Consider the following 13762-nt stretch of genomic DNA (forward strand, 5'->3'; position numbering starts at 1 on the left):
AATTTGACCGGCGCTTGCGCGGCGGTCTTTTTGTTTTGCTCTCTTTCGCCTCCTACTAAGGTTGCAAACTTTCCTCAATTCCCTGTTGACTTTTTATTTGCAGACTTCGATGGTAAAAAAAGGCGCGTTACAGAGAAAAAGTTCTGCAACGCGCCCAGCAGGCTCATTTTTTGACAGAATCGCTTTGGCAACGGCGGAAGGGGGGCGGCAGATAGTCGTCGGCCTCTTCCTTGCCGGCCATGGAGCGCATACGCTCCCGCACTTTAAAGATGCAGTCGTCCACCGAAGCCCGTCCCAAAATCACGTCCTCCGCGAAGGCGTGACAGGAGGGAGCTCCGCAGGAGCCACAGTGGAGTCCGGGCAGATGGGATTCCAGTTCCTGAATCCGCAGCTGTTTGTTCAGTGCGGCTCCCAGATCCTGGTCCAGCACAAAGGTAGGTAAGTATTGCAGTTCCTTGTCCCGGCGGACTACCTCCCGGTCCTCCCCCTGGTACTGGAAGCGGTTGCAGGAAACCGGCTGCCCCTTCATCAGGCTCTTCAGCCGCATCTTGGCGGCGTATGGATTCTCTACGTTGAAGCAGCCGCCCACGCACCCCTGGGTGCAGGCGGAGAGCTCCAGAAAATCAGCCTCAGGGAGGCGGCCGTCCTCGATCTCTTCCAGCATGCGGATCACGTTGTTCACACCGTCCACAGCCACGCAGCGGTTGCCCAGCCGGGCGGCGCTCTCTCCGCCGCAGGAGGCCCAGCCCATGCCGATGATGCCGGCAGAGGACATGGGCTCCACATTTTCCAGGTGCTTCATGGGACTGAGCAGCCGCAGGTAGATGTCCCGGATGGCAAAGGCGCCATCCAGCACCGTGTGGTTCAGACCCTCCGATTCCCGGGCGGCGGTCACCTTGGAGGAACAGGGTACGATGGCGAAGACGCCGATCTTCTCCGGCGGCAGGCCGGTTTCCTCCACGGCTTCCCGGCGGGCCAGAATGGCCGCCAGCTCCATGGGCAGGATGGTACAGGCCACGTGGCCCATCAGCTTGGGAAAGCGCATGCGGATGAGCCGGAGCACGGTGGGGCAGGAGGAGGAGATCTGGGGGGTGACCGCAGGCGGACCTGAGCGAATACACTGCCGCTCGAAATCGGAGAGCATTTCTGCGGCCTTGGCCACCTCAAAGACCTTATGGAAGCCAATTTCCAAAAGCGCGTTGAGGATAATGTCAATGTTGTCCAGATTGTGGAACTGACCGTAGAGGGCCGGTTCCGGCAGGGCAACGCAGTACTCATACCGGGTCAGCACGTCCAATCCGTCGCCCACCGACTTGATGGCTTTGTGGGGGCAGATGCGGATACACTCGCCGCAGTCGATGCAGCGGTCGGGCAGAATGGTGGCCTTGCGGCCGCGGACGCGAATGGCCTCGGTGGGACAGCACTTGATGCAGGAGGTACACCCTCTGCAGCGCCGGTTGTCCAGTACCACGGAGTGCCTCATAGCCATGGGACTATCCTACCTCCCTTCGCCAGAGACAGTACTCATTGGGGTACCTTGATCTTGACCGTGACGGTGGTGCCCTTGCCCACCTCGGTGTCGATGGTCATCTCATCGGAGTAGCGCTTCATGTTGGGCAGGCCCATACCGGCGCCGAAGCCCAGCTCCCGGGCGGTGGAACCGGCGGTGGAGTAGCCCTCCTGCATGGCCTGCTCCACATCGGGGATGCCGGGGCCGGAATCGATCATGCGGATGACGATCTGATCGGCCTCAACCTCCACCTCGGCCTGACCGCCGTCGGCGTGGATGACCATGTTGATCTCGCCTTCATACATACAGATGGAGGCTCTGCGGATGACGTCCTGGGGCAGACCCAGCTTCTTCAGGGTCAGCTTCATTTTGCTGGAGGCTTCGCCGGCTTCAATCAGGTCGCCGCCTTCCACGGGGTACACAAGTCTAATCGTTTCCATCGCAATTCCCTCGCAATCCATTGTAGTAAAGCAGACCACAGGCCTCATACATGCGCTTGGGGCAGGTCATCACCACGATGTCCCGCTCCTCGGCCAGATTGATGATATCCTGTCCGGGCACTTTGCCCCGGACAAAGACGATGCATTTCATCTCCACCATGTCCGCCGTGCGCACCACCTGGGGATTGACCAGTCCGGTGAGCAGCAGGGCCTGGTTTTTGACAAAGGCCAGCACATCGCTCATGAAGTCGCTGCCGCAGGCGGACGTGACCTCACGGTCCAGGTGCTCCTCCCCCCACAATACTGTGGCGTTCAGAATCTTCTTGATGTCGGAAAGCAGCATTGCCTTCTCCCCTTCCGTGGGAAAACTAAACTCTCAGTTTATGGGTATTGTACCACAAAACAGGCCGGAGTGCAAAGGGTTCCTTGAAACATTCACAAACTTTTTCTGGCCGACCGATTGGTTTTGGTCATTACACGCTATTGACATTATGGGAGGTTCGTGTCTATAATAAACTTTATCAAGATAAAGCGGTCAAGTGCAAGTGCCGCGAAAGTGCCGCGATCTTGGGTTTTTATTTCAAATTGGAATCAAGGAGGCCATCTATCATGGGTAACGAGCGAGTGTACAATTTCTCCGCGGGCCCGTCCATGCTGCCGCTGGAAGTACTGGAGCGTGCCGGATCTGAGATCACCAACTATCAGGGTTCCGGTATGTCAGTCATGGAGATGAGTCACCGATCTAAGGTATTCCAGAAGATTTTTGACGACACCCAGGCCAAGTTCCGCAAGCTGATGAACGTGCCCGAGGGGTACAAGGTGCTGTTCCTGCAGGGCGGCGCCTCCGCCCAGTTCTCCATGGCGCCCCTGAATCTCATCGGCAAGACCGGCAAGGCCGACTACGCCGTCACCGGCAACTTCTCCAATATTGCATATAAGGAGGCCAAGAAGTACGGCGAGATCAATCTGGCCGCCTCCTCCGCCGATAAGAATCACACCTACATCCCCACCCAGGACCAGCTGAAGCTGGACCCTGAGGCCAGCTACTTCTATTACTGCGCCAACAATACCATCTACGGTACCGAGTGGCAGTATGTCCCCGAGACCAATGGGGTGCCCATCGTGTGCGACATGTCCTCGGACATCCTGTCCCGTCCGGTGGATGTGAGCAAGTACGGCATCATCTTTGCCGGCGCTCAGAAGAACATGGCCCCCGCCGGCCTGACTGTGGTCATCATCAAGGAGGAGCTGGCCGGCAACGAGCTGCCCTACACCCCCCTCATGATGAACTACAAGACTATGATCGACAAGGATTCCATGTACAATACCCCGCCCTGCTGGTGCATCTACATGCTGGGCCTGGTGCTGGACTGGCTGGAGTCCAAGGGCGGTATCCCCGGCATGGAGGCCATCAAGCACGCCAAGGCCCAGATGCTGTACGATGTGGTGGATAACTCCAGACTGTTTACCTGCGCCGTGGAGCCTGGCTCCCGGTCTGATATGAATGTGGTGTTCCGCACCGGCAACGATGAGCTGGACGCCAAGTTCATCAAGGAGAGCGTGGAGGCCGGCTTTACCAACCTGAAGGGCCACCGCTCCGTAGGCGGCATGCGCGCATCCATCTACAACGCCATGCCCACCGAGGGTGTGGAAAAGCTGTGCGACTTCATCAAGGCCTTTGACAAAAATAACTGACAGGAGGCAACACCGAAATGTTTCGTATCAAGACGCTGAATAAAATTTCCCCCGCCGGCCTGTCTGTGCTGGATCAGACCCGCTTCTCCGTCAGCGAGGATGTGGAGAACGAGGACGGCATTCTGGTCCGCTCCGCCGACATGCACGAGTATCAGTTTCCCGACTCCCTGCGGGCCATTGCCCGTGCGGGCGCCGGTACCAATAATATCCCCATCGACCGCTGCTCCGAGGCGGGCATCGTGGTCTTCAACACCCCCGGCGCCAACGCCAATGCGGTGAAGGAGCTGGCCCTTTGCGCCCTGCTGCTGGCTTCCCGTAAGATCACCGCCGGCGCTGAGTGGGTGAAGGCCCAGGCGGGCGCCGGGGCTGATGTGGAAAAGGTGGTGGAGAAGGGCAAGAGCCAGTTTGTGGGTCCTGAGATCGCCGGCAAGACCCTGGGCGTCGTGGGCCTGGGCGCTATCGGCGTGCAGGTGGCCAACATCGCTACCAAGCTGGGCATGACGGTGTACGGCTACGACCCCTTCCTCTCCGTAGACGCTGCTCTGTCCCTGTCCCGTATGGTCCACCGGGCTATGGATCTGGAGACCATCTATAAAAACTGTGACTACATCACCCTCCATGTGCCTCAGACCCCCGAGACCCGGGGCATGATCAATGAGGACGCCATCCACATGATGAAGGGCGGCGTGCGCATCCTCAACCTGGCCCGGGGCGGTCTGGTCAACGACGACGACATGCTGGCAGCTCTGGATACCGGTAAGGTGGCCGCCTATGTCACTGATTTCCCCAACAACAAGATCCTCCAGGGCAAGAACGTCATCGCCATCCCCCACCTGGGTGCCTCCACCCCCGAGAGCGAGGAGAACTGTGCCGTCATGGCCGCCCAGGAGCTGAAGGATTACCTGGAGAACGGCAACATCAAGAACTCCGTCAACCTGCCCACCCTGGTGCAGGAGTGGAGCGGTGTGGCCCGGCTGTGCATCATCCACCGGAACATCCCCGGTGCCATCGCCAACATCACCGGCCTGCTGTCCAAGGACGGGGTCAACGTGGAGAACATGACCAACAAGTCCAAGAAGGACTATGCCTACACCGTGGTGGATGTGGGCAGCCGCATCAGCGAGGCGGTGGCCGACGAGATCCGCGGCCTGGAGGGCGTGTTCCGGGTGCGGGTGCTCAATCATTAAGGATTGACAAGCGCGGCGAAACAAGTTAAAATTTAGCGTGCAAGGGAGCTCCCGCGAGGGGGCTGAGAGGAGGGGCCAGTCCCTCGACCTGACCTGATTTGGGTAATGCCAACGTAGGGACGCAGCACCATTTCCGTGCGGAGTCTCCTCCGTCCGGAGGAGCATCATTTTACGTACAGAGAAGCGGCAGGTCCCGTGGGGACCTGCCGCTTTTTGCGTGCCATCTACCAAGAGAAAGAAGGAACAGCCATGAAATGTGTATTGACCATCGCCGGCAGCGACTCCAGCGGCGGCGCTGGCATCCAGGCCGATCTGAAGACCATGACATGCCTGGGAGTGTACGGCATGAGCGCCATCACTGCCCTCACTGCCCAGAACACCACCGGCGTCCGGGATGTGCTGGAGGCCACCCCGGAATTTGTAGGGGAGCAGCTGGACTGCATCTTTGAGGACATCCGGCCCCAGGCCGTGAAGATCGGCATGGTGTCCTCCGCCCCCATCATCCGTGTCATCGGCGCCAAACTGCGGCAGTACGGGGCGGAAAACATTGTGGTGGACCCGGTGATGGTGTCCACCAGCGGCTCCGCTCTCATGCAGGACAGCGCCCTTACCGCCCTGATGGAGGAGCTCTTCCCCCTGGCTGCCATCATCACCCCCAATATTCCCGAGGCCCAGCGGCTGTGCGGCTTTGCCATTGAGACGGAGGACGACATGCTGCGGGCCGCCGAGACCATCGGCAAGACCATGCAAGGGGCGGTGCTGGTGAAGGGGGGACACCGGACCGATGACGCCGACGACCTGCTGTGGCAGCAGGGGCAGGCACACTGGTTCCGTGCCCCCCGGGTGGATAACCCCAACAACCACGGCTCCGGCTGTACTCTGTCCTCCGCCATCGCCTCCTTCCTGGCCCTGGGTGAGGACCTGCCCGGCGCGGTGGTCAAGGCAAAAGGCTACATCACCGCCGCCATGGAGGCCAGGCTGGACCTGGGCCAGGGCAGCGGCCCCCTGTGGCACAACTACGCCGTCCCGGCGGGCGGCGGCTTCCGGCAGGGGAGGGAAGAGGCGTGAAGCAGCAGACCGCAGTCAAAAAGCTGGCCATCGCCAGCCTGCTTACCGCCGTGGCGGTGGTGGGCAGTCTCTTCTCCTTTCCTGTGCTGGGCTCCCGGTGCTCCCCGGTGCAGCACATGGTAAATATCCTGTGTGCTGTCTTCCTGGGGCCCTGGTACGGCCTGGCCTCCGCCTTTGCCGCCAGCCTGCTGCGCAATCTGCTGGGCCTGGGCACCCTGCTGGCCTTCCCCGGCAGCATGGTGGGGGCGCTGGTGTGCGGCCTGACCTATGCGGGCACCCGCAATCTGGGTGCCACCTGTGTGGGTGAGGTCTTTGGCACCGGCATCCTGGGCGGTCTGGCGGCCTGGCCCATTGCCACCCTGATTCTGGGACAGACCGCGGCGGTGTACGGCTATATGGGCCCCTTCCTGATTTCCACCATCGGCGGCTCTGTCATTGCCGGTGTGGTACTCTTTGCCCTGAAGCGCTCCGGCGGCCTGGACGTGATGCAGACCGTGGTCAGGCGGTGAGGAGCATGGAACGGATGGAATTTGCCGCCATGCTGGCGGCGGTGCGGGAAGAAGCGCCGCTGGTCCAGTGCATCACCAACATCGTCACCGTCAATGACTGCGCCAATATTCTGCTGGCGGCGGGAGCCTCCGCCACCATGGCCCACCACCCCCTGGAGGTGGCCGACGCCGTGGCCGGGGTCCAGGCCCTGGTCCTCAACCTGGGGGCCGTGGGAGACCGGGAGGCCATGCTGATCGCCGGAAAAGAGGCCAACCGGTTAGGCGTGCCGGTGATCTTCGACCCGGTGGCCGCCGGTTTTACCGGCCTGCGGCGGGAGACTGCCCGCAGATTGCTGGAAGAAATTCAGTTTGCCGTCATCCGGGGCAATGCCTCTGAGATCCGTGCCCTCACTGAGGACCGGGAGGGGGGCAGCGGGGTGGACGTGGCCGCCGGCGACGCGGTCACCGAGTCCGGCCTGCCCCGGGCGGCGGAGCTGGCATCCACCCTGTCCAAACGGACCGGGGCGGCGGTCACCCTCTCGGGGGCGGTGGACGTGATCGCCCGGGGAGACCGGGTGCTCTTTCTCCGCAACGGCAGCCCCACCATGGCCCGGATTACCGGCAGCGGCTGCATGCTGTCCGCCCTCACCGGGGCCTTTTGCGGGGCCAGCCCGGACAAGCCCTTTGAGGCTGCCGCCGCTGCCGCCGCCAGTATTGCGCTGGCAGGGGAACGGGCGGAGGAGTTGCGGCTCAAAAAGAGGACGGGCAACGCCACCTTCCGCATTGATCTCATCGACAGCGTGTTCAACCTGACAGAGGAACAGCTGATACAAGGAGTGCGCTATGAAGTTTACCAAGGATGAAATTCGGCGGGGCATGACCCTCTACGCCGTCAGTGACCGGAGCTGGCTGGGGGAGCGTACCCTGGCCCAGGTGGTGGAGAAGGTGCTCCGGGGCGGAGCCACCTTCCTCCAGCTGCGGGAGAAGGAACTGGACCGGGAGGCCATTCTGGCCGAGGCCAGAGAGATCCAGGCCATCGCTGCCCGGTATCGTGTGCCCTTCGTCATCAACGACAGCGTGGACATTGCCCTGGCCTGCGATGCCGACGGGGTCCATGTGGGCCAGACCGACCTGATGGGCCGGGATGTGCGCGCTCTTATCGGCCCGGACAAGATCCTGGGCATCACCGCCAACACGGTGGAACTGGCAGTGGCAGCCGAGAAAGCCGGAGCCGACTATATCGGCGCCGGCGCGGTGTTCGGCACCACCACCAAGCAGAACGCCAAGAACCTGAGCCTGGACACCCTGAAAGCCATCTGCCAGGCGGTGTCCATCCCGGTGGTGGCCATCGGCGGCATCAACGCCGACAACCTGCCCCGGCTGGCCGGAACCGGGGCGGCGGGGGTCGCCGTGGTGTCCGCCCTCTTTGCCCAGAAGGACCCGGAGGAGGCCGCCCGCCGTATGCGGGCTCTGGCGGACAAGATGGTGGCTGCCCGTGGATAAAAGGTTCTGTATTTTTGATATGGACGGTACCCTGGTGGACTCCATGCCCATCTGGAAGTCCCTGGGCAAGGACTACCTGGAGGCCAGAGGTCACCACCCCACCCAGGCCCAGCTGGCGGCTATGGGCCCCATGACCATGCTGGAGGGGGCGGCCTTTCTCATGGACACCTTCGGCATCGAGGGCCCGCCGGAGCGCATCATCGGTGAAATGCATGAGGTGATGGATGAGCACTACCGTACCGACATCCCTCTGAAGCCGGGTATCCGGGACTATCTGGAGGAATTGAGCAAACGGGGCGTCCGGATGTGTGTGGCCACCGCCACGGCGGAGCCGCTGGCCCGTGCCTGCCTGGAGCGGCTGGGGGTGGCCGGTTATTTTGACTTTATCCTCAGCTGTGAGACGGTGGGGAAGGGGAAGACCCAGCCTGACGTGTATCTGGAGGCTGCCCGACGCATGGGAAGTACCCCGGCAGAGACCGCCGTCTTTGAGGATGCCCTTTACGCCGCCCGGACGGCAAAAGAGGCGGGCTTTTACACTGTGGGCATCCCGGAGGAGGCCTACGCCCAGGACTGGCCCGCCCTGTCTGCCCTGGCGGACGAAACGATCTTGGATTGGAGGAAAGCCTTATGACCGTGACCCAGCGGCTTTATGAAGCGGCAAAGCCCATCTGGCAGGCCTGCCACGACCACCCCTTTGTGAAAGGCATCGGGGACGGCACTCTGGATCAGGAGAAGTTCCAATACTTTCTGCTCCAGGACTATCTGTATCTCTTTGACTACGCCAAGGTATTTGCCTGGGGCGTTGTGAAGGCCCAGGACCCCGAGCTGATGCGCTTCTTCTCCGCCAACGTGGACGCCATCCTGGGGGGCGAGATGAAGACCCACCGGGCCTACATGGCCAGGCTGGGCATCACCGAGGAGCAGGTGTTCCAGGTGAAGCCCGCCCTGCCCAACCTGTCCTACACCAGCTACATGCTCTCGGCAGCCGCCGCCGGCGGCCCGGCGGAGATCGTGGCCTCCATCCTGGCCTGCTCCTGGAGCTACGCTGAGATCGGTGCCCGGCTGGCCGCCATCCCCGGCGCGGCAGACCACCCCTTCTATGGCGAGTGGGTGCGGGGCTACTCCAGCGAGGAGTACCAGAGCACCAATGACGCCCTGGTGGCCCGGATGGACCAGCTGGCCCAGGGGTGTACCGAGGTGGAATACCAGCGGCTGGAGGACATCTTCGTGGCGTGCAGCAAGTACGAGCTGGGCTTCTGGGAGATGGCATGGAGGCTGGAACCGTGAGTGCCCTGGAATTTCGTCAGGTGTCCTACCAGTACCCCTCGGAGGACTTTGACATCATCGACAAGCTGTCCTTTCAGGTGGAGCCGGGGTCCTTTCACTGCATCATCGGGGTGAGCGGCTGCGGCAAGAGCACCATTTTCCGCATGACCAACGGTCTGCTCCAGCCCAAGGGCGGAGAGATTTTGGTGGACGGCGCCCCAATTGGGGGGCGGAAACGGTACTGCGGGTACATGCCCCAAAAGGACCTGCTCTTCCCCTGGCGCACCGTGGGGGAGAATGTGGCCCTGCCCCTGGAGATCGCCGGGGGCCTGTTCAAAGCTCAGCGGCGGCAGCAGGCGGAGGCGGCTCTGGCCGACGTGGGGCTGGAGGGCTGCTTTGACAAAATGCCGGGGGAGCTGTCCGGCGGTATGCGCCAGCGGGCGGCCTTTGCCCGCACCATGCTGACAGGCAGCGACCTGCTGCTGCTGGACGAGCCCTTCTCCGCCCTGGACTTTCTCACCCGTATCTCCATGCAGGAGTGGCTGCTGGACCAGTGGCAGCGGCACAAAAAGACCATCCTCTTCATCACCCACGACGTGGAGGAGGCGGTGTTCCTCTCCTCCAGTGTGCTGGTGGTGGAGTCCACCCCCATCCACACCCTGACCGAGATCCCGGTGCCCGCCCCCTTCCCACGGGACCGGTCCTGTCTCAAGCGTCCGGAAATGGTGGAATTGAAGGAGCGGCTCATCACGCTGCTGAGAAAGCAGGTGGCGGTATGAAAAAAGCCTGCAAGGCCAATCTGCCAGCCCTCATTTTCTTGCTGGCGCTCATCATGATTTGGCAGGCGGGGGCCATGGGGATGAATGCCTCCTACATCCTGCCCACACCCATCCAGATTTTGCAGCGGATGTGGGAGCTGCGGGAGCCCCTCTTTACCGTTCATCTGCCCGCCACCATGACGGTGACCGCCGTGGGCCTGGTTATCTCCCTGGTGCTGGGCCTGGCCCTGGCGGTGGCCATGGATGCCAGCGACATGGTGCGGCGGATGCTCTACCCCGTGGTGGTGGTATCCCAGACCATCCCTACCACCGCCATTGCCCCTCTCTTCGTGCTGTGGTTCGGCTACGGCATCTGGAGCAAGGTGCTGGTGACGGTGCTCATCACCTTTTTCCCCATCACCATTACGGTGTACGACGGCCTGCGCTCGGCCAAGACTGAGATGGCCGAGCTGCTCCAGACCTATGGAGCCACCCGCCGGGAGATTTTCTGGAAGATCAAGGCCCCCTGCGCTCTGCCCTACTTTTTCTCGGCCATCAAGATGGCGGTGCCTATGAGCATCATCGGCGCGGCCATCGGCGAGTGGCTGGGGGCCCAGAGCGGTCTGGGTTACTTCTCCCGCCGTATGATGACCCAGCTGGACGGGGCGGGAGTGTTTGCACCCATTGTGATCCTGTCGGTCACCGCCATGATCGCGGTGGGCATTGTGGCCCTGCTGGAGCGGAAGTTCGTCCGCTGGCGGGGAGAATCCTCATAAAGAAAGGAAAGATGGATATGAAGCGAATTGCCACCCTTGCCCTGGCCGGGGTCCTGCTGCTGGCCGGCTGCTCCGCCCCTGCCTCCGACGAGCAGGAGACCACCACCGGCGGCCAGGAGCTGCGGGAGATCAGCGTGGTGTTGGACTGGTACCCCAACGCCCTCCACGCCTTCCTCTATGACGCCATTGAGAAGGGCTATTTTGAGGAGGAGGGTCTGAAGGTCAACATCCAGTTCCCCTCCAACGCCAACGACGCCATTTCCCTGGTGGCGGCGGGCCAGGCGGAGATCGGTCTGTACTACCAGCAGGATGTGATCATTGCCCGGGCAAACCAGGATGTGCCGGTGAAGTCCATCGGTGCGGTGGTACAGGGCCCCCTGAACATCGTCCTCTCCCTGAAGGACAAGAACATTACCTCTCCGGAGGACCTGGTGGGCAAGACCATCGGCTATGCGGGCACTGAACTGTCTGAGGCCCTGATCCATTCCATCATGGCCTATGTGGGGGCTGATTCCAGCGATGTGACCCTCATCGACGTGGGCTTTGATCTCATGAGCTCCATGACCACCGGCAATGTGGATGCCACCATCGGCTGCCTGGTGAACCACGAAGTGCCCCAGATGGAGGAAGAGGGGTTTGAGGTCAACTACTTTGAACTGGACGACTACGGCGTGCCCACCTACTTCGAGGGTGTGTTCCTGGCCAACGATACCATGATTGAAGAGGAGCCGGAGGTGCTCAAGGGTTTCCTGCGGGCCTGTGAAAAGGGCTTTGACGATATGCAGGCCGACCCGGACGGGGTGCTCCAGATCTTGTTGGACAACCAGAACGAGGAGAACTTCCCCCTGTCCCAGACCGTGGAGCAGAAGAGCATGGACACCCTGCTGCCCATGATGGAGACGGCGGAGGCACCCTTCCTGACCCAAAGTGCGGAATGCTGGCAGGAGAATGTGGACTGGCTGCTCAGCGAGGGCCTGATCGACCAGGCTCCGGCGCTGGACCAGCTGTATGTGGATCTGCTGGCCGAATAAAGGAAAATCGCCTGCTGCGTGAGCAGCAGGCGATTTTTTCTTATCTTCTTCTGCGGCGTCCGCTGTAGCGGGAACCGCCGCTGTAGGAGTAGCCGCCCCGGCGGCCTCTCCGCCGCCCGCCAAAGAGATGGCGGACAATGAGCAAAACGATAACCACCAGCAGGACCACCAGAATGATCTTGACCCACAGCTGGGAGAAGAACTTCTGGATGCGGTCCATGTAGTAAAGCAGCGGGTCGGCCTCCACGCTGATGCTGGCCACCAGGGGGAGGGAGCCGTACTCCTTGCCGTTAAAGGTGGCGGTGATGGTGCCCAGCACCTGCCCCTTTTCCACGGGAGCCTCTACTGTGTCAGCATTGCGGGTGTAGGTGAATGTAAAGTCCTCGGGGGAGACGTCGTTGGGCAGCAGGGCGGTAATTTCCCCCTGAGGCTCCAGAGTTACGTAGTTGGTGCCCTTGCCCAGAGTGACCTCGATCTCGGGAATGTCCCGCTTGGTGGAGTCCAGAATGGTCTGGGTGGAGAAGTTCTTGAAGCCCCACTCAAACATCCGGATGGTCTCATTGAAGTAGATGAAGCCCTTGCTGCCGGAGGTGTTCGGCTCCCGCTCACAGCCCATGACCACGGAGATGAGACTGCGGTCATCCTTGGTGGCGGAGGCCGCCAGGCAGTAGCCGGACTCGTTGGTGTGGCCGGTCTTGATGCCGGTGGCGTAGGAGTAGAGGTAACCGGCCACATTCCAGTTGGAGATCAGGGCATTGGTGGAGTGGACGGTGCGCACCTCGGGGTGCATGTTGGTGGCGGGCATGTCGTAGCTTTTGGAGGAGACAATGGTGCGGAAGGTCTCGTGCTTCATGGCCTCCTGGCACATGAGGAAGATGTCATAGGCGGAGGTGTAGTGGTCGTCGTCATGGTAGCCGTGGGTGTTGGCAAAGTGGGTGTCGTTCATGCCCAGCTTTGCGGCCCGCTGGTTCATCAGTTCCACAAAGCTGGCCACATCGCCGGACACCGCCTCGGCCATTACGTTGCAGGCCTCGTTGGCGGAGGGGATGAGGGCGGCATAGAGCAGGTCGATGATGCGGATCTGTTCCCCCTCCTTGATGTCGGCGGTGGAGGCGCCGGCGCCGATGCCGGTATGGAGGGCGCTGCTGGCGGTGACGGTCTGCTCCAGGGTGAGCTTCCCCTCATCCACCGCCTCCAGGGTGAGCAGACAGGTCATTACCTTGGTGATGGAGGCGGGATACATCTTCTCGTGGGCGTTCTTCTCGTAGAGGATCTCGCTGGTGTTGGGGTCCACCAGAACGGCAGCCTTGGCGTTGACGTCCATCTCGTCCAGAATGGCGCTGCCGCTGCTGGCGGAGGCGAAGGTGGTGAGCAGGCCGGCCATCAGTGCCAGAGCCAGCATCCAGGAGAGCAGGCGTGATTTTTTCATAGGAAACTCCCTTTTTCTATGATATAATATAAATCAATTATAGCAAACACCGAACCTGGAAGCAACGGGAAGGCGGTTACAAAATCATGAAGATTTCCAAACTGGAGCTGATCTCACTGCTGCTGGCTGCCGCCTTTGCCGCCTTTGCGGTGGGCTGGTTTCTCCGGGGTGCCTCCAGCGCCCAGCCGGTGCAGGTGGAGACACAGGACTTGCTGGCCCGCAATACCCCGGTAGTGGTGCAGGCCACCCCGGCGGCAGAGCCGACGCCCCAGACCTCACCGGAGGCGGCTGCGCCGTCGGCGGAAGGGAAGATCAATCTGAATACCGCCACCAAGGAGGAGCTGATGACCCTGCCCGGCATCGGAGAGAAGCGGGCGGCGGATATCATTGCCGACCGGGAGGCCAACGGCCCTTTCCGCATCCCGGAGGATCTGACCCGGGTGAGCGGCATCGGCGAGGGCATTCTGGAGGGCCTCATCGATTTCGTAACGGTTTCGTGACAAAGTCTGCAAATAAAAAGTCAACAGGGAATTGAGGAAAGTTTGCAACCTTAGTAGGAGGCGAAAGAGAGCAAAACAAAAAGACCGCCGCGCAAGCGCCGGTCAAATTGA

The 13762-nt window shown here is 61.6% G+C and carries 16 protein-coding genes and 1 riboswitch; of the genes, 12 read left to right on the forward strand and 4 right to left on the reverse strand.

All coding sequences use genetic code 11. The annotated features are described in order from the left end of the window. Nucleotides 1-163 precede the first annotated feature (163 nt). The 3 genes from B5G34_RS17585 to B5G34_RS17595 are packed head-to-tail and all read right to left on the reverse strand — an operon-like array spanning nucleotide 164 to nucleotide 2293. On the reverse strand, nucleotides 164-1489 hold the full coding sequence (locus B5G34_RS17585; protein ID WP_087340497.1) for a [Fe-Fe] hydrogenase large subunit C-terminal domain-containing protein: 1326 nt from the start codon (nucleotides 1487-1489) through the stop codon (nucleotides 164-166). Nucleotides 1490-1524: 35 nt separating this feature from the next. Next, nucleotides 1525-1950: an ATP-binding protein gene (locus B5G34_RS17590; RefSeq protein ID WP_087340499.1), complete on the reverse strand. Its 426-nt coding sequence runs from the start codon at nucleotides 1948-1950 to the stop codon at nucleotides 1525-1527. Then, on the reverse strand, nucleotides 1937-2293 hold the full coding sequence (locus tag B5G34_RS17595) for a DRTGG domain-containing protein (protein ID WP_087340501.1): 357 nt from the start codon (nucleotides 2291-2293) through the stop codon (nucleotides 1937-1939). Before B5G34_RS17595 ends, B5G34_RS17590 begins: the two co-directional genes overlap by 14 nt. A gap of 266 nt (nucleotides 2294-2559) precedes the next feature. Between B5G34_RS17595 and serC the strand changes: the two genes are divergently transcribed. From serC to B5G34_RS17650, 11 genes are all read left to right on the forward strand, one after another. Further along, the gene (gene serC / locus B5G34_RS17600; RefSeq protein WP_087340504.1) at nucleotides 2560-3645 is read left to right on the forward strand and encodes a 3-phosphoserine/phosphohydroxythreonine transaminase; all 1086 of its coding nucleotides are present in this window, start codon (nucleotides 2560-2562) and stop codon (nucleotides 3643-3645) included. Between the two features lie 17 nt (nucleotides 3646-3662). After that, on the forward strand, nucleotides 3663-4832 hold the full coding sequence (locus tag B5G34_RS17605; RefSeq protein WP_087340506.1) for a phosphoglycerate dehydrogenase: 1170 nt from the start codon (nucleotides 3663-3665) through the stop codon (nucleotides 4830-4832). Nucleotides 4833-4863: 31 nt separating this feature from the next. Continuing rightward, nucleotides 4864-4970, forward strand: a riboswitch (TPP riboswitch). A gap of 111 nt (nucleotides 4971-5081) precedes the next feature. Beyond that, entirely contained in the window at nucleotides 5082-5900 is an 819-nt protein-coding gene (gene thiD, locus B5G34_RS17610) for a bifunctional hydroxymethylpyrimidine kinase/phosphomethylpyrimidine kinase (protein WP_087340509.1), read from the forward strand. After that, the gene (thiW, locus tag B5G34_RS17615) at nucleotides 5897-6409 is read left to right on the forward strand and encodes an energy coupling factor transporter S component ThiW (protein ID WP_087340512.1); all 513 of its coding nucleotides are present in this window, start codon (nucleotides 5897-5899) and stop codon (nucleotides 6407-6409) included. Before thiD ends, thiW begins: the two co-directional genes overlap by 4 nt. Nucleotides 6410-6414: 5 nt before the next feature. Continuing rightward, nucleotides 6415-7251: a hydroxyethylthiazole kinase gene (gene thiM, locus B5G34_RS17620; RefSeq protein ID WP_087340513.1), complete on the forward strand. Its 837-nt coding sequence runs from the start codon at nucleotides 6415-6417 to the stop codon at nucleotides 7249-7251. After that, nucleotides 7232-7891, forward strand: a complete 660-nt coding sequence (thiE, locus tag B5G34_RS17625) for a thiamine phosphate synthase (protein WP_087340515.1) — start codon at nucleotides 7232-7234, stop codon at nucleotides 7889-7891. The genes thiM and thiE overlap by 20 nt, the downstream gene beginning before the upstream one ends. Then, nucleotides 7884-8522, forward strand: a complete 639-nt coding sequence (locus B5G34_RS17630) for an HAD family phosphatase (protein ID WP_087340517.1) — start codon at nucleotides 7884-7886, stop codon at nucleotides 8520-8522. The genes thiE and B5G34_RS17630 overlap by 8 nt, the downstream gene beginning before the upstream one ends. Further along, nucleotides 8519-9178, forward strand: a complete 660-nt coding sequence (tenA, locus tag B5G34_RS17635; RefSeq protein WP_087340518.1) for a thiaminase II — start codon at nucleotides 8519-8521, stop codon at nucleotides 9176-9178. Before B5G34_RS17630 ends, tenA begins: the two co-directional genes overlap by 4 nt. Next, complete coding sequence (locus B5G34_RS17640) at nucleotides 9160-9936, forward strand: ABC transporter ATP-binding protein (protein WP_087340520.1); 777 nt, start codon at nucleotides 9160-9162, stop codon at nucleotides 9934-9936. Before tenA ends, B5G34_RS17640 begins: the two co-directional genes overlap by 19 nt. Next, nucleotides 9933-10691, forward strand: a complete 759-nt coding sequence (locus B5G34_RS17645; protein WP_087340522.1) for an ABC transporter permease — start codon at nucleotides 9933-9935, stop codon at nucleotides 10689-10691. Before B5G34_RS17640 ends, B5G34_RS17645 begins: the two co-directional genes overlap by 4 nt. A gap of 17 nt (nucleotides 10692-10708) precedes the next feature. Then, nucleotides 10709-11722, forward strand: a complete 1014-nt coding sequence (locus B5G34_RS17650) for an ABC transporter substrate-binding protein (RefSeq protein WP_087340523.1) — start codon at nucleotides 10709-10711, stop codon at nucleotides 11720-11722. Nucleotides 11723-11762: 40 nt separating this feature from the next. Here B5G34_RS17650 and B5G34_RS17655 read toward each other — a convergent pair whose 3' ends face one another. Next, a complete protein-coding gene (locus B5G34_RS17655) occupies nucleotides 11763-13151 on the reverse strand; it encodes a D-alanyl-D-alanine carboxypeptidase family protein (RefSeq protein ID WP_087340525.1) in 1389 nt (462 codons plus the stop codon). An 86-nt stretch (nucleotides 13152-13237) separates the two neighbouring features. Here B5G34_RS17655 and B5G34_RS17660 point away from each other — a divergent pair, with 86 nt between their 5' ends. Then, the gene (locus B5G34_RS17660; RefSeq protein ID WP_087340528.1) at nucleotides 13238-13651 is read left to right on the forward strand and encodes a ComEA family DNA-binding protein; all 414 of its coding nucleotides are present in this window, start codon (nucleotides 13238-13240) and stop codon (nucleotides 13649-13651) included. The last annotated feature ends 111 nt before the right edge of the window (nucleotides 13652-13762 follow it).

It is taken from the genome of Flavonifractor sp. An82 (assembly GCF_002159265.1).
GTDB lineage: Bacteria > Bacillota > Clostridia > Oscillospirales > Oscillospiraceae > Flavonifractor.

Coding starts and splice junctions, on each gene's coding strand:
- serC (WP_087340504.1), top strand. CDS start 2,560: ATGGGTAACGAGCGAGTGTACAATTTCTCCGCGGGCCCGTCCATGCTG.
- thiM (WP_087340513.1), top strand. CDS start 6,415: ATGGAACGGATGGAATTTGCCGCCATGCTGGCGGCGGTGCGGGAAGAA.
- thiE (WP_087340515.1), top strand. CDS start 7,232: ATGAAGTTTACCAAGGATGAAATTCGGCGGGGCATGACCCTCTACGCC.
- B5G34_RS17650 (WP_087340523.1), top strand. CDS start 10,709: ATGAAGCGAATTGCCACCCTTGCCCTGGCCGGGGTCCTGCTGCTGGCC.
- B5G34_RS17605 (WP_087340506.1), top strand. CDS start 3,663: ATGTTTCGTATCAAGACGCTGAATAAAATTTCCCCCGCCGGCCTGTCT.
- thiD (WP_087340509.1), top strand. CDS start 5,082: ATGAAATGTGTATTGACCATCGCCGGCAGCGACTCCAGCGGCGGCGCT.
- B5G34_RS17640 (WP_087340520.1), top strand. CDS start 9,160: ATGGAGGCTGGAACCGTGAGTGCCCTGGAATTTCGTCAGGTGTCCTAC.
- B5G34_RS17660 (WP_087340528.1), top strand. CDS start 13,238: ATGAAGATTTCCAAACTGGAGCTGATCTCACTGCTGCTGGCTGCCGCC.
- tenA (WP_087340518.1), top strand. CDS start 8,519: ATGACCGTGACCCAGCGGCTTTATGAAGCGGCAAAGCCCATCTGGCAG.
- B5G34_RS17590 (WP_087340499.1), bottom strand. CDS start 1,950: ATGGAAACGATTAGACTTGTGTACCCCGTGGAAGGCGGCGACCTGATT.
- B5G34_RS17655 (WP_087340525.1), bottom strand. CDS start 13,151: ATGAAAAAATCACGCCTGCTCTCCTGGATGCTGGCTCTGGCACTGATG.
- B5G34_RS17595 (WP_087340501.1), bottom strand. CDS start 2,293: ATGCTGCTTTCCGACATCAAGAAGATTCTGAACGCCACAGTATTGTGG.
- B5G34_RS17645 (WP_087340522.1), top strand. CDS start 9,933: ATGAAAAAAGCCTGCAAGGCCAATCTGCCAGCCCTCATTTTCTTGCTG.
- B5G34_RS17585 (WP_087340497.1), bottom strand. CDS start 1,489: ATGGCTATGAGGCACTCCGTGGTACTGGACAACCGGCGCTGCAGAGGG.